Origin of the sequence: Flavobacterium soyae, assembly GCF_045348165.1 — a bacterium.
Lineage (GTDB): Bacteria > Bacteroidota > Bacteroidia > Flavobacteriales > Flavobacteriaceae > Flavobacterium > Flavobacterium soyae.
In genome coordinates, this window is the sequence record NZ_CP150845.1 from 2,462,920 (window position 1) to 2,477,911 (window position 14,992).

The following is a 14,992-nucleotide window of genomic DNA, read 5'->3' on the forward strand; positions in this document are numbered from 1 at the left end:
ATGAGGCTTATTATATTTAACATTATTTTTTAGGTTGTAGAAGAACACTTTGTAACTTCATTGTACTTAGAGACAATGAAGCACCTGCTTTAAAAGCTGAGTTTTTTATTTTCTTTGCCGATGCTCTTTGCGCCACACGAAAGGATTTGTGCGGGAGCGGGGGACATTCTTTTATCAATTCTTTTAAAGCAAAATCCTCTGAAACAAATGGCTGTTCTGTGAAAATTTTTGAATGAACAGGGATATTTGAAAATGCTATGCTGAATTTAACCGATTTCTTCGTGCTATTCTGATTAATAACCATCCCTTCTTTTAATAATTTAGAAGAAATACTAACCAGTGTTGAATCGAAAGAAATAATATTATGCTTTTTCTTCAAATATTTATCGTGATACTTTTTTAGACAACTATTGGATATCGCTTCAAAATAATCAGGATTTATATTTACTAATCGATCCCTGATCGAATTGTATTTTACACCTTGACAGCTTGTATTGGCAATACTTTTGAGTCAATGAATGGTAAAACTCTTCCATTGCTCTCAAACTATTATGTTTGATATTCAGCATGGAAAAAAGTAACAATTGAAACATCGTCTGTCCATGAAGTTTTTTTACCTGTTGATCTACATTGCAGGCAAGTGATAGTTTTTCTAATTCTTCTTTGGGAATGTAGCCTAAAACTTCTTCTAATTTCATAAGTTTGGTTTATACTCAAATATAATAATTTTGAGGTTTCGAACACTTATGGCAAGATGCTCGCGCCAGCAAGGGAACAGATTGCAACGATTACTAGTAGATATAAAATTGAATTGTTGTCTTAATATTTTTCAATATATTCCATCCAATTCTTTGAATATTTTTTTTTAATCTTCTTTAAAGTTTTTTCAGGAATAGGCTCATTAGAATAATCTAGTCCTTTATTTTTTAGATATTCTATAATTTGTTTCTTTTGTTGAAATTCTGTTGATTCTAAATCAAAAATACATTGTCGTAAAGCCTTTAAAATGTAAATATTTTGACCTTTTGAGTCTTTTGACATTGGTAAACTGTAATTAGCTCCTTTTTGAATTAAATAAAGAGCAACGTCCATTTTGTCTAATGTAAGCGATAATCCAAGAGGCAAATCGGTATGTCCTTCATTATAATAATTTAAATCTGCACCTGCATCAATTAGCAATTTTACTTTTTCAAGGCTAGCAGAATCATAATATGAAATAGCTGAAGTTAATGCTGTTTTTCTTGCTTGGTCACCATTTTTTGTTTGAACATTTTCTCTTGAATTTGGATTGCCTTTATATTTCAAAAGTAATTTCAAATATTTTATATCACTACTTTTCGCAGCGCATATCATTGCAGTTTCTCCTGTATAAGAATCTCCTAAATTTGGGTCTGCACCTAAAGTTAATAAAAGATTTACACTTTTATACTTGTTGTTTTTTATTCCTAACATTAACAATGTACTTCCAAATTTTGGTTCTTTGTAATTTGGATTTGTTTTTTTTAAATTTATTTCGTCTTTTATTAATGTGAGATTTTCATCTTCAACAGCCTTAGCTAAATTCCAAACTGGTGTATCTTGAAATAACCTGACGTCATTTCCTAAAAGTTCTCTCTTATTTATTTTACTTTCTCTATTATTTACTTTTTCTTCTTTATTATTACAGCTAACAGCTATAAATAAAACTATCAATATGATTTTGTTTTTCATTACATTTTATTATTTGATGCTATCTAATTAATGAAAGCTTGGAGGGATTAATGCTTGTTTAATAGTATTCCACATACTTTGAATCGCTGTTGGTTGAGATAATGAATCTATAATAGAATTAATACTATGTCCATTATAAATTCCACTTGCATTTCTAGGACTTAAAAAATGTTTTTCTCCACCAGCTGTCGGTACTAACGAAGAATTAACTACTTGTTGAATTCCATTTAAAGGGTCAGTTGACATAATATAAGCATCTGTTTCTGATTTTTTTGTTATACCACCAGTAAACATCGAAACTCCAGCCGCATTAAAAGTAATAGCACTATCGCCAGTTGCTATAGCGTTCGCTTCAGCGAGACCACCACCAAGTGAATGTCCTGTAAAGGTAATTTCGCCATCCAATCCTTTTTCAAGTGCTTTAGCATTTCCAACTGATTGGCTATATTGCTCGGAAGCACCAGCTAATTGAGTTGCATTATTCTTCCAGTCCTTTCCATCTTCTGTTCCTGCTGTTGCATAGGTATATTCTGTTTTTCCATCGACAGTTCGTTCGTATAATGCAGATTTAAAACCTGTTTTTTCATTTCTATAATTTAGATTTGACATTGCGGTAGAAGGTTTCCATCCGCCTTGTAACTCTACTTTATCATTTTTATCAGCATAAACATGTTTTGCCATCAATGCAGCTTCTAATGGAGTTGGTTTAGCCATCATTCCATCAGGGTCAATAAATCTCAAAGGATTATTATAAACATAATTATAGGGAGTCCACCTACGACCTTTCTCTGCCAGTGGATCGATGTTCATCCAACGTCCAATTGCAGGGTCAAAATTCCTTGCTCCATAGTCATACATCCCAAGCCCCAGTTCGTCTTGAAGCTCTTTTCCATTGTACTTATACTTATAACTAGAACTAACAATAGGAGCTCCGTACCCTATTTGTTTTAATCCAAAAGGATAATAATGATTCTCATCTTGTATAGCCAGAGTTTTATCATAACTTAAACGGACATTACCAAGATGATCTTTGTACTGGTAAATATATTTAAAAGAACTTGCTGTAACCGCCTCTACATATCCTTCTGTTGTTGGAAAAAACTTTAATAATGGACTGCAGGTTTGACAATCAGCTTTATATTGATAACCTCCTAAATAATCGGTTGTTGTAATATTTGCCGGAGAAACATTAGTTACAATTTTCTGCACTTTCTCCCCTGCAGCATTGTAAATATAAGCAATATTCCCTGTTGCGGCAAAGGTAATTTTTGTGGGCAGGTTTAAATGGTTATAGGTTATGGCTGTTATATTTTTGTTGTTGTCTTTGGTCATATTGCCATTGGCATCATAGCTGTAATCATCAACGGTGTTGGCTGCGCTGTCTACAAAACCTAATGTTTTGTTGCTGCTGTCAGCAACTTTCATCAGCGTGTTAGTGTTGTTATTATTGGCATAAGTGTAGATTAAATTATCGATCTGTTGAGTAGTTTCGCTGTTTCCGTTACGGGTAAGAGCTGTAATGTTTCCGTTTTTATCATACCATAAAGTTTCATTATAGGCGCTCAATACAGTTCCTTTTTTATAGACACCTTCTTTTAATCGGTTAAGATTGTCGTATTTGTAACCATAAGCCCTGATTACTGGTGTTGCTTCAGAAGTGCTTATCCATTGTGTTTCTGCAATATTTCCGTTATACAATGCTTTTACATCTGGAATTCCAGATGGGATTGTATTGTAATTAATCCTAAAAGCAAACAAATCTTTTGGGTCGTTTGGTTTGGTAAGGGATGTTATATCATTAATAGTTGTAAGCCACCCGCGTATGTTGTAGGTATAATGAATATTCTGGGTCGGAAGGGCTTCTGTATTTCCAACTTTTTTAGAAATTAACTGCCCCAGTTCATCATAGGTATTACTGGCAATAAGTTCAATTGCTCCTGAGTTTATTTGATGGGTCTGGATCAATAATCGGTCCTGGGCTGAATAAGTAAAGACATCTTTGGTCATTAACTCCGTGTCAGCAGCAGTTCTTTTGTGTCTTGTAATATTGTATTCAGACTTACCCGAAAAATCAAGTTTATTGTCTGTATAAGTATAACCGCCTAAATGATTTGTTTTATAAATCCTAATCGGTCTTGCTTTACTGTCATAAAAAGTGGCCGTTGTTTCGCCCAGCGCGGCTGTACTGGTGGTTGGTACCCTTGTCCAGGAAGCGGCTGCAAGGCCTTTTATCTGTGCTGTAGTCAGTACTGTCTGTGTTTCTACATCTGTGGGTACAGTAATGACAGGTGTACTTGGAAAAGTATAATTATCATAATAATTAACCGTAAGGAGCTTGAAGGTTTTTGGTTCTACTGTATTACTGTAATAAGCGGCAATATTGTCCAGAGTTCCTGTAGTTTGTTTAGTTTCGTTAAGCTGGGTAAGTGAAGGACTGTTCTGCGCATTCTGCAGGGTGATCCTTCCTGCAGGCGTAGCTGCTGCAGCTGTTGCCCACCCAGTATATACCGGACGGCTGAAAGCATCATATTTGGTTATGATCCATCCCACAGTACTTAAATCTGAAAAAGGTGAGTTAGCAGGTCCTGTGGCTACAACCCTGTCCAGTTTGTCATAAACGATAAATTCCCATTGTTTTCCGGGTAGTTTTTTCTCCACCAGCCTGTTGCGGTGATCGTATTTATATTGGTAGCATAAATTATCTAAAACAGTCTGGTTTCCATTGTCAATGACAGCTGAAAATGTACTTCCACTCTGTGCATGAAATCCCGGCAGAAGGCGGATAGAATTGAATGCTGTTAAATTCAAAGTGCCACTTGAGGATGTAACCACTGCAGCAGAAGTTATATCAATCTCAGTACTCACGGTGCTTCCAATTAAATCGACAGCTTTTGGAGGGATCACATAAGTCAGGTTTCCATAAATATCATAAACATAATAAGTATCGTGTTTTTGATTCACTGTCCCTGTTCCAACTGCGGCATAGGTTCTTTTTAAAACAGCCTGTCCTTCTTTGTTTTTAAACTCAACCGTTGAACCGTTTGCTTCAGATGGCACTGCAGCTGTGTTTTCATCATAAGTAACGGTTTTATAGAGTTCATTTGCGGTATAAGATCCGCTGTTTACAAAAGCAATTTTATACAACCCAGATGCAGCATCCCATGCTGTAAGGGCTGTAAATAATTTCACTTCATCTGCAATATTGGTCTGGTAGCTCATTTTTATTTCATGTCCCGATCCTGATCTCCAGTCATTGCCTGGTGCGGCTTGTTTCAGGATACGATTCAGAGGAGAAGCTTCCAGTTCTTTTTGGCTGAAAGGGTAATCAGTAGCCTCCATAGCAGAATTCCCAGTGATAGCCAGACTAGGGGTTTTATAATAAGATAGAACATTCGCCTCAGCAGCTGTATCATAAGTCATATTGGTATTAGACGATTTAAAAGGCAGATATTCTAGTGTTTGCCTTCCAAAACCGTCGTATGCGATATGGGTGATGATATCATTTCCTGATTTAGACTGCTGACCTGCTATTTGCTGAATAGGCCTTCCCAGTCCGTCAAAATAAGTGACATTTTGAGAAGCCTCAGAAATTGTGGGTGCGACTATTTTTACAAGAGAAGGTTTCTTATAGGTTACAGTTTTGATGTAATTCTCGGTTTGTGTCTGGCTTATTGCCATAAAAGGAAACAAAACCAAAAGGAATTGGATTAGATTTTTCATGATGCTTTTGGTTTTATTTATGGCTTATAATTGTACTGGTTCTCTGAAAGTATATTTCCTTCATTATCTTTTACAAATTCAAGTCTGCCAAAACTATCATAAGTATAAGTGGTTGTATGACCTTTCGGATCTGTAATAGTACTGACACCAACAAGAGGTTTGTATGCGTAAGTGGTTACCATAGCATTGGGAAGTGAAGTACGTAAATTGTTTATGGCCCCTAAATTGGTTTCGTTTACATTGTTTAAATCTGATATTCCAAGTGCAGCAGATACTTGTGCAATGGATGCATTTTCTATCTTTGCAATTGGCTGGGTTTTATTGTAGCCCCATAAAATAGAAACAGGATTGTCATTTTCTATAGTATATTGAGTAATATTACCAAAATTATCATATTGATAGCTAACCTTTTTTTCTAGCTGATCTGGTAAAACACTTCCTTTTTTTGTATAAATATATTTAGGTAATATCAATGGGTCTGCAAGAACTGCAGAAGTAAAGCTTCCATATTCAATTCTTTTTTCTGATAACTTATTGGAGCCTTTAAAAACTTCTGTTTTTAAAGGTGTACTAACAATATTTTTGGAAAGCAATTCATTTCTGAAAGGCTCATTTACCATGGTTTGATCTTGAGCATAGTAAAATTTTGTTTCTAGAGTTTCTCCTTTTGAATTTGTTGTTGTTTGTGACGATAATTGTAAACTTGTTGGGGTTGTATTGTAGTAATAGTTTTCTGTTTGTGACACACTTTTTCCTTCTAAATAATCTATTGTTGTTTTACTTTTTAATTTATCAAAACCTGTATAGATTTTGAAATATGGTATTTTTGTCGGTGGAGAAAGCTTCTCGAAAAATCTATCAAAATAATGGAAATTTAAATTATCAGCGGCATATAAATTTTTAACATCGTCTAGGCGATAAGGAGGGTTTCCAATCATTAAAGGGTTTTCAAATCTTCTATCAATTTGAATATCATACGAATCGCCTTCAGCATCTACAAGGCTCGTATTTAATTCTTCTACATAACCTTTGTTTGTTTCATTACTTAATCCGTAATAATCAAATATTTCTTCACTAATTATCATATTATTTTTGTATTTCTTATTTGAAAGTAATTTACCACTTTGCCATATTTTGGGTTCTAACTCTTGATAGTACTCCTTTAGATATCCTGTTCTTTGAGAGGGAACAAAACTAAAAACAAACTCTTCTTTTATTTCTTCTGTCCTATTTATTTGTCTTTTAATCACATTTGTATAACCAACATTACTCCCTTGCGTTTTTAATAAAGGAAAAATAGGTTCAGAGCTTATCCTGGTTCCATAATAATTGATGTAATCAGGATTTTCTTGAGTATTGTAACTCCCAGGTTTTATAATGCGTTGTGTCACATATTCTTTATATTCTGGTGCTGTAATTAATTGTCCAGAGCAAATATTATTAGTCCCAATATATTCGTAAGTAGTTTTGTATTGATTAGATTTTTCAATATCTACTATTTCCCTTATACGCAACCCACCAACCTTGATATCGTTAAAATTTTTCTTTAAATATTTTAACTTTAATGTGGTTATATGTCCTGGTCTAAATGGCCAATTTGCCATAATATTTGTTGGAGGACAAGTCATTTTTACGTAAAATCGGTACGTACTATTAGCCATTGAGGTAAGATTATAACTAATCTTATTTGTAGATAAAAGATTAGTATGATTTCTATCAATTGAAGTAGAAGTGTAATCAATAAAAGTCATACCTTCTTTCTTTTGCAAGCCGACTTCAATTTTATAAGGCCATCCGTTAACCTGTGATAATGTTATAGAAGGATTGACATAACTAGTTTCAGCAGAGAAAACAATATTTTCAGAATACACATTTGCAGCACCCTGTATTGTAAATTCATCACCATAAACCGTTCTAATTGTATTTGTATAAGGAGCAGAACCACCCACAATTGGGTTACCTGAGGAAATATCTAGCGATGAACCACCAACAAAATAGTTGTTTTCATAAGAATCGAAGCCGTCATTAGAAATCTCCTTTAATTTCCCACTATACATACTATTCCACGATACCATATTATTTTCAAAAGTGTATACTCTCTCTCCTCCTGTTGGAAATATAATTTTTTTAATTGTAAAAAGTTTGTTGACATCTGAGTTAATATATCTATTACTGGATGAATTATTGTAATATCCCCATAAATCTTTATTTGTAGCGATTGTATTTTTTGCAGGAATTATATTACTGTCATTATATTCAAATTTATATCTTTCGATATTTTTTGATTGATTGTCATTTATGCTCAAAGAATCCAAACGTAAGCGGCTGTTTAAATTTGCATAAGTTGATTCTCCTTTAAAGTAACTTTGGTGAAATTGAATTTTTTTTATTTTATTATTTTTCGAGTCTGACAATATGATTTGAGATAATCTAGGAGCAAGTTTAAGTTCATTACTAGAAACAATCGTGCTAGGAAAATCGACTCTGTCATTTACATATATAAAATCGAGTCTGCCATCTTTAAAAGAAATCGTTTCTATCAACTTTTCAGTAGTGGTATACGTGTCTCCAGTTATATGAGTTTCTTCATATGACGAATAGGGTTTTGCAGGATTAAATGTTATTGTTCTGGATTCAGTAGTTTGTTTGTACTGATTGCTTATGTATGAAAAATCTATAAGTGTGTTTTTTGAAGTTATTATCTTTTTTACAAACCAACTTTGAACAACGCCTTGATTATAATTTGTGTAAATATTTTTATTTTCTTTTGTAGACAATTCTTCAGCACCATCACCCATTATAGCTCTTACACCATCACTTCTTATTATTTCAAAACTTTGTAAATATTTGTTAGCTAATGTTTTATTTATTTTTATATCATCTAAAGGAAAGGTGATAAATGTTCTATCTACTTGATTAAATTTAAAGAGACCACTTTTTCCTAAAACATTATAATAAAAATCATCAGGTCTTAAATCAGAAACAATAACATTGCCATTACCATTAGCATATGGATCATTATATGAATTTATATTAGCATACTCGTTTTCTCGTGCTTTTATTGTGGAAAAACTTGCTGGGAATCCATTATATGGAAAAAATGAAGGGATTGAAGTGTTAGTATAATCTTTTTGAAGCTCCTCTTTAAGAAAGGGAATTCTATATGATTCTGTAAAAAAACCTCTTTCATCTACCTGTCCATTAGGGGTTCGTATAATAGATCCTCCCCAATTTAGTTTTACACCTATACCAATATTTCCAGCCTCTTCATTTACAAATATACCGCTAGTGTTGAAGGAAATATTAATAGGAATCTGTACTCCATCTTGAGTAATAGTATAAACAGGAATTGATACATCGGGTTGTCCCGTATAATATGATACAGGTGCAGCAATCGCTTTAAAAATTGCAGCAACTTGAGGTGTAATGGGATAATTTACTGATTCTTCTAACCGTTGAGCGTCAACAATTCCTGTCAAAGAGAAATAAATTAGTGATAGTAATATAAACTTTTTCATATTCTGTTTTATTTTCTATAAAAATAAAAAATAACTTATATAACTATATTTTTTTTAAAGAAAATTACTGTTAAAATTTTAAAAAAATATATAATGATCTGAATAATAAACTAATAGTGTCTTCAATCGCTCAAAATTGTTAAGGCATAATATAGTACTTTTAATTAATGATAGTATTAGAAGACTTTCTATAATTTTGTCTCGAGTGCTCTGTAATGAAAAAAATAAGTTTTTTCTTTTAAAATAAAAATTACTACCAAATTATTTCTCATTATCAACATCCTTGTTTTCTCAATAAAAAAGATATATTTGTAAAAAATTATTACACTTTTGTTGTGAAGAAAAATCTACTAAAAAAACTGCCGTCTTTCAATCTACAGGAAATGTTGATTGTTCTTGCTATCATAGGAATTTTGCTTTTAATCGCTTTGCCTAACCTTATGCCTTTGATTACAAAAGCAAAAAGTGTAGAGGCACAAGTACAGCTTAAAGCAATATATAATGCAGAGAAACAGTACTATTTTATGTATTCAAAATACAGCCCTAATTTTACCGAAATAGACTTTGAAGCACCAAAAACAACAAAAGAAAACGGAAGTGCTAATTATGTTTATGAAATAGTGCAATCAACAAATAATGAGTTTAAAGTAAAAGCTACAGCAATTACTGATTTTAATGGAAATGGGGTTTTTAATGTTTGGGAAATTGATCAGAATGGTGTTCCAAAACAAATCATAAATGATTAATGTGGTATTTGAAATTACTTTTACTTATTGTATTTGCTCTCGTATTATATCAGGATTTTAAAAACCGTTTAGTTTACTGGTTTTTATACCCAATTATTGGGATTTTAGCATTTGCAATTCAACTACATAATCTGCCTTCGTCAATAGCATTGACCAATTGGGGAGTTAATTTAATGTTTGTAGTTTTAATTTTGGCTGTAAGCTTGATTTATGCCAAGTCTAGAAATTTAGATTTTAAAAATACGATCGGGATAGGAGACGTCCTGTTTTTTCTTTTTATAGCCGGTACATTTTCGATAGTTTCTTTTTTGGTTTTATTTGTCTTTTCCCTTTTATTTTCCTTGATTTTGCATTTAGTTTTAAGTAACAAAAAAGAGCAGTCTACAGTGCCATTAGCTGGTTATATGTCGCTTTTTTTTGGTGTTGTTTATGCAGTTTCTTTTTTTTGGAACGACACATTTTTATACGCTTATTAAATGGAAAATTTTGATGTTTCTATAGAATTCCAGCAGCTTGTAAAAGCAGAACAGGCTTATTATTACAGAATTGTTCCTGTTGGTAAAAATGGGCAGATTGTAGTTTTAAAAACTGATAATTCTGATATCGCAGGTTTACAAAATGAATTAAGCATTCTTCTTAGTTTTCCTGTTCAATTAGAAACAGATTCTACAGAAAATATAAACCGTTATTTAAGTACCAATTATAGAAAATCGTCTAATAACGTTTCTGAGATTCATTATACTTCTGATTTTTTAGAAAAAATTGTATTAAATGCTAAGGAAATAGGGAGCAGTGATATTCATTTTGAACCTTATGAAAAAAACGCCAGGGTTCGTTTTCGTTTAGATGGAAAGTTAAAAGAACAATTTCATATTTCGGTAGAAGAATACCCTATTATTGTAAACAAAATAAAGATTCGTGCCCAGCTCGATATATCAGAAAAAAGGTTACCGCAAGACGGACGTATAACAATGGTTACGGATTATCAGGATTTTGATGTTCGTGTTTCAGTTTTACCAACGCTGCATGGAGAAAAAGTAGTACTACGTATTTTAAGTAAAGATACCAGCGATATCGATATTAATTCTTTGGGCTTTACAGAAAAAGAATTAGAATCTTATCTTGAAAATATAAAACGCCCGAATGGTATAGTTCTTATTTCGGGACCGACAGGTTCAGGAAAAACAACAACTTTATATGCTACCTTAAAAAGATTAAATGTTCCTAATACTAATATTTTAACGGTTGAGGACCCAATAGAATATACGCTGGAAGGAATTAATCAGGTTCAGTTAAAAGAAAATATTGGGCTTGATTTTGCCGCAACTTTAAGAACATTTTTAAGACAGGATCCGGATATTATTATGGTGGGGGAGATTCGTGATGTGAATACCGCAAATATGGCGATTCGTGCTGCATTAACAGGGCATCTTGTTTTATCAACCATACATACAAATTCAGCATGGGCAACAGTATCGAGATTGATCGATATGGGAGTTCCATCATTTTTAATTGCAAGTACTCTTAATATTAGTGTTGCACAGCGTTTAGTACGTAAATTGTGTAATTCTTGTAAAAGTGAAGAGCCAATTGCTGAAGAAATTTTTCCAACTGGTTTTGAAATCCCAAATGACTTAAAATCTCATCATGTTGCGGTTGGATGTGAGCATTGTTATCATACAGGCTATTCCGGGAGAAAGGCGATTTATGAAATTCTGCCAATTGGGTCAGAATTATCTAATTTAATTAAAAACAACCAACTGGATATCAACGATTATTTAGAAGAAAAAGACATTTTTACACTAAAGCGTAATGCATTGTTATTAATAAAAGAGGGAATCACTTCTGTCGATGAAGTTTTTTCATTACTCTTGTAAATTAAAAATATAAAAGTCCTACAACTGACATAAATTCATGAAAAAAATAATTACCCTTTTTTTGCTGATACTTTTCCAGATTTCATATTCACAAGATAATCGGATTTTACAGCTTAAAAATAACATAGAATCCATTTCTGCTGACGCTCCGGGACTTAATGAAAAAGTTAACGTTAACATTAAAGAAGCTTCTTTGTCAAGTTTCTTATTGGCAGTTTCTCAAATTCACAAACTTAATTTTAGTGTAGCAACAAATCTAAACCAGATTACTATTGTAAATAATTTTTCGGATGTTACGGTAGGGGATCTGCTTATATTTTTATGTAAAGAATATAATCTTACTATTGATTTTACAGGAAATATCCTGGCTATAAAATCATACGAAAAACCAGTTGAAATTCAAAAGGTAAAAGAGATTGATGTTGCCCATGATTATGCAAATAATTTACTTTCTCTAAACCTGAAAGATGATAAATTATATGACGTTTTCAGAAAAATAATGGATGTAAGCGGCAAAAATTTGGTTTTTGCCCCTGGCTTAGAAAATCAACCATTAACTGCTTATATAAAAAGTATGCCTTTTGATGCTGCATTAAATAAATTGGCTTTTGCTAATAATTTAAGTGTAACCAAATCAAGAGACAACTTTTATATTTTTGACAAATTAGATGGAAATTTTGTTGTTGAAGGTACAGGAAATCAAAATGGAGAAGTAAGACAAAACAAACCTCAACGCCCAAGAAAATCTAATTTTTTCTTTACTGTAGTTGATGCGGATAAAAAACTCCTAAACGTTGATTTTGAAAATACTCCAATTTCAAGTATTGTTTATGATATAGGTCATGAGCTTGACATTGATATGTTTATATCAAGTCCTTTAGAAAACGCTGGTAACGGGACAGTAAAAGCCAAAAACATCACTTTTGACGAGCTTTTGGCAAAATTGTTTGAAGTAAAAACTGATAGTTATTCAGCACAAAGTAATAACCCGCAGCAGTTTAACAGTAATAGTCAAGCAGGATCTATGGCATCTTCCGGAGGCAGTTATACTTTTAAAAGAAGTGGTTCTGTTTATTATTTTGGAACAAAAGATCAATTAGTGGTGCGAAATATTAAATCGATTCCGTTAATGCACCGTTCTATTGAACTTTTAAGTGATCCGTCAAAAGAGGGCAGGAGTGCAGGCAGGTTAAATAATACGAACAACTATTCAAATTATAGTTCTTTTGATAACAATACTAATAGATCAACATCAAATTCTAATTACTCGAACCAAAATAGTAATTATAATAATAACAGTAGTAATTATTCGTCTTCTAGCAGCAGCAGTGGGCCTTCAGAATCTATTTTGACCATTATACCTGATGAAATAAAAAAAGATCTGGATATTAAAATTGACAAAGAGCTGAATAGCTTTTTGGTTAATGGACCTGCAGCTAACATTGAGCGATTTGAATCTTTTATAAATTATATTGACAAAGCTGTCCCTGTAATTTTAATAGAAGTGATGTTGTTAGAAGTAAATCGAAGCGCGACAGTAGAAACAGGTATTCAAGCAGGAATTGGAGATAAACCTGTTACTACAAAAGGAACTGTTTTTCCGAATGCAGATATTAATTTAGGAGCTTCAACAATTAATAAAATTATTGATGGTTTTAACGGATTTGGTTCTTTAAATATAGGACAAGTGGTGCCTAACTTTTATTTAAGTTTAAAAGCTATGGAAACAAACGGAAACTTAAAAGTACGTTCGTCCCCTAGATTATCTACCTTAAATGGGCATAAAGCTTACCTGTCAATTGGTGAAACAACGTATTATGTTGTCACAAACCAGAATTATTATGGATCACAAATTCCACAGGCTTCAGAAGTTAAAAACTATCAGCCTATCGATGCCGAATTATCAGTAACTATAATGCCTTTGGTTTCTGGTAATGGGCAGATTACAATGGATATTAAAGTGATTCAATCGAGTTTTAATGGTCAAAAAGTAGATAAAGATGCTCCTCCGGGGATTAATTCAAGAGAATTTACTTCCATTATCAGAGTTAAAGACCAAGATATTATAGTATTAGGCGGACTTGAAGAATCTGTAAAAAATGATTCAGGAACAGGAGTTCCTTTATTATCGAGAATTCCAATTCTAAAGTGGCTATTTAGTTCAAGAAAACGAGAAGATTCGAAGAAAAAATTAAGTGTATTGATTAAACCTACAGTTATTTACTAATGGCCGCATTCTCCTTACATACTTTTTTGCTTGGAAAACAATACATTGGCGTTGAGCACTTCACTATAAATAATGAAGATAAAGTTGCTCTATTACTAGTTGAAAAGAAAAAAGAGGGATTAGTAATTAGTAAAAAAGACAGGGTTAGTTATAACGGAAAAATAGCAGAAAAATGGGATACCAAAATACCTTTTTTTGTTGTTATAAATTCAAATCAGGTTATTCAAAAAGAGGTTTTAGGAGTTGAACCATCAGATGAAAAACTATTACATAAATCTTTCCCTAATACAAACTGGGATGAGTTTTATTATGAAATCTGGAGATTAAAAACAAAATCTGTTATTGCTATTGCCAGAAAATCATATGTTACCACTTTGCTGGAAGATTATCAAAATCAAAAAATAATAATTGCAGGAATCAGTCTTGGTGTATGTTCTATAGCGGATATTATTGCATATACTGAGGAAAATAACCTTTATACCAATCATCAAAACATATCTAAAGAAGAGACTCAGATAATCTCTGCGAGTTCTTTAGAATCTGCAATAACCTATACTATAAATGATCTTCAAATTGAGAATAGACAATTACTTGCTTTTTCAGGTATTTTACGATTGATACTAAATAATACTCTTAATACAGGTTCGATCATTTCTTATAGCGATGAGCTATATGATAACTACAATCAGAATACATTTTTTAATAAAGGAATTAAAATAATGGTTGGAGTTATATTAGCAATACTACTTCTTAATTTTATTTTTTTTACACACTATTATAAATTAGCCCAAGAGTCATCTGAAATTTTACTGGTAAATAAATCGTCTATTGAAGATGTCAGTAAAATAAAGCAAAGAATTATAGTAAAAGAAGAGAAAGTGAAAGCTATTGATGGCAGAATGACTTCCAGAAGTTCTTTAATTATCAATGAAATTGCTAATAAAGTACCTTCTTCAATTTTATTGACCGAATTAACTTTTAATCCTCTGGAAAAAAAGATTAAAGCAGAAGAAGCGATACTAACAAAAGATAAAATAATCACTATTTCGGGAACTACAATTGCAAATCAGTCTTTTACTAAATGGGTAGAAGATATTGAAAAGCTGCAATATATTCACAAGGTTTTAATTACACATTTTGGTAAAAATGAAGATAATGAAACTACATTTTCTATAAATTTAACCCTGAAGTAAG

The 14,992-nt window shown here is 32.2% G+C and carries 10 protein-coding genes; 5 read left to right on the plus strand and 5 right to left on the minus strand.

Translation table 11 applies throughout. The features are described 5' to 3' along the window. Positions 1-22 precede the first annotated feature (22 nt). From AABD74_RS10565 to AABD74_RS10585, 5 genes are all read right to left on the minus strand, one after another. Entirely contained in the window at positions 23-379 is a 357-nt protein-coding gene (locus AABD74_RS10565) for a hypothetical protein (RefSeq protein WP_406845493.1), read from the minus strand. A 52-nt stretch (positions 380-431) separates the two neighbouring features. Beyond that, entirely contained in the window at positions 432-698 is a 267-nt protein-coding gene (locus AABD74_RS10570) for a DUF4372 domain-containing protein (protein WP_406845494.1), read from the minus strand. A 121-nt stretch (positions 699-819) separates the two neighbouring features. Next, the gene (locus tag AABD74_RS10575; protein ID WP_406845495.1) at positions 820-1,710 is read right to left on the minus strand and encodes an ankyrin repeat domain-containing protein; all 891 of its coding nucleotides are present in this window, start codon (positions 1,708-1,710) and stop codon (positions 820-822) included. 27 nt (positions 1,711-1,737) lie between these two features. Then, positions 1,738-5,430, minus strand: a complete 3,693-nt coding sequence (locus tag AABD74_RS10580) for a DUF6443 domain-containing protein (protein ID WP_406845496.1) — start codon at positions 5,428-5,430, stop codon at positions 1,738-1,740. A 17-nt stretch (positions 5,431-5,447) separates the two neighbouring features. After that, entirely contained in the window at positions 5,448-8,948 is a 3,501-nt protein-coding gene (locus AABD74_RS10585) for an RHS repeat domain-containing protein (protein WP_406845497.1), read from the minus strand. 335 nt (positions 8,949-9,283) lie between these two features. Here AABD74_RS10585 and AABD74_RS10590 point away from each other — a divergent pair, with 335 nt between their 5' ends. Genes AABD74_RS10590 through AABD74_RS10610 form a run of 5 tightly spaced genes read left to right on the plus strand, consistent with a single transcriptional unit; the run spans position 9,284 to position 14,991 of the window. Further along, positions 9,284-9,694 carry a type IV pilin protein gene (locus AABD74_RS10590; RefSeq protein WP_406845498.1) on the plus strand — a complete coding sequence of 137 codons (411 nt, stop codon included), beginning with the start codon at positions 9,284-9,286 and terminating at the stop codon, positions 9,692-9,694. Then, positions 9,694-10,170 carry a hypothetical protein gene (locus AABD74_RS10595; RefSeq protein ID WP_406845499.1) on the plus strand — a complete coding sequence of 159 codons (477 nt, stop codon included), beginning with the start codon at positions 9,694-9,696 and terminating at the stop codon, positions 10,168-10,170. The genes AABD74_RS10590 and AABD74_RS10595 overlap by 1 nt, the downstream gene beginning before the upstream one ends. Then, on the plus strand, positions 10,171-11,571 hold the full coding sequence (locus AABD74_RS10600; RefSeq protein ID WP_406845500.1) for a GspE/PulE family protein: 1,401 nt from the start codon (positions 10,171-10,173) through the stop codon (positions 11,569-11,571). 37 nt (positions 11,572-11,608) lie between these two features. Further along, a complete protein-coding gene (locus tag AABD74_RS10605; RefSeq protein WP_406845501.1) occupies positions 11,609-13,798 on the plus strand; it encodes a type II secretion system protein GspD in 2,190 nt (729 codons plus the stop codon). Continuing rightward, the gene (locus tag AABD74_RS10610) at positions 13,798-14,991 is read left to right on the plus strand and encodes a hypothetical protein (protein ID WP_406845502.1); all 1,194 of its coding nucleotides are present in this window, start codon (positions 13,798-13,800) and stop codon (positions 14,989-14,991) included. The genes AABD74_RS10605 and AABD74_RS10610 overlap by 1 nt, the downstream gene beginning before the upstream one ends. The last annotated feature ends 1 nt before the right edge of the window (position 14,992 follow it).

Coding starts and splice junctions, on each gene's coding strand:
- AABD74_RS10570 (WP_406845494.1), bottom strand. CDS start 698: ATGAAATTAGAAGAAGTTTTAGGCTACATTCCCAAAGAAGAATTAGAA.
- AABD74_RS10575 (WP_406845495.1), bottom strand. CDS start 1,710: ATGAAAAACAAAATCATATTGATAGTTTTATTTATAGCTGTTAGCTGT.
- AABD74_RS10580 (WP_406845496.1), bottom strand. CDS start 5,430: ATGAAAAATCTAATCCAATTCCTTTTGGTTTTGTTTCCTTTTATGGCA.
- AABD74_RS10585 (WP_406845497.1), bottom strand. CDS start 8,948: ATGAAAAAGTTTATATTACTATCACTAATTTATTTCTCTTTGACAGGA.
- AABD74_RS10595 (WP_406845499.1), top strand. CDS start 9,694: ATGTGGTATTTGAAATTACTTTTACTTATTGTATTTGCTCTCGTATTA.
- AABD74_RS10600 (WP_406845500.1), top strand. CDS start 10,171: ATGGAAAATTTTGATGTTTCTATAGAATTCCAGCAGCTTGTAAAAGCA.
- AABD74_RS10605 (WP_406845501.1), top strand. CDS start 11,609: ATGAAAAAAATAATTACCCTTTTTTTGCTGATACTTTTCCAGATTTCA.
- AABD74_RS10610 (WP_406845502.1), top strand. CDS start 13,798: ATGGCCGCATTCTCCTTACATACTTTTTTGCTTGGAAAACAATACATT.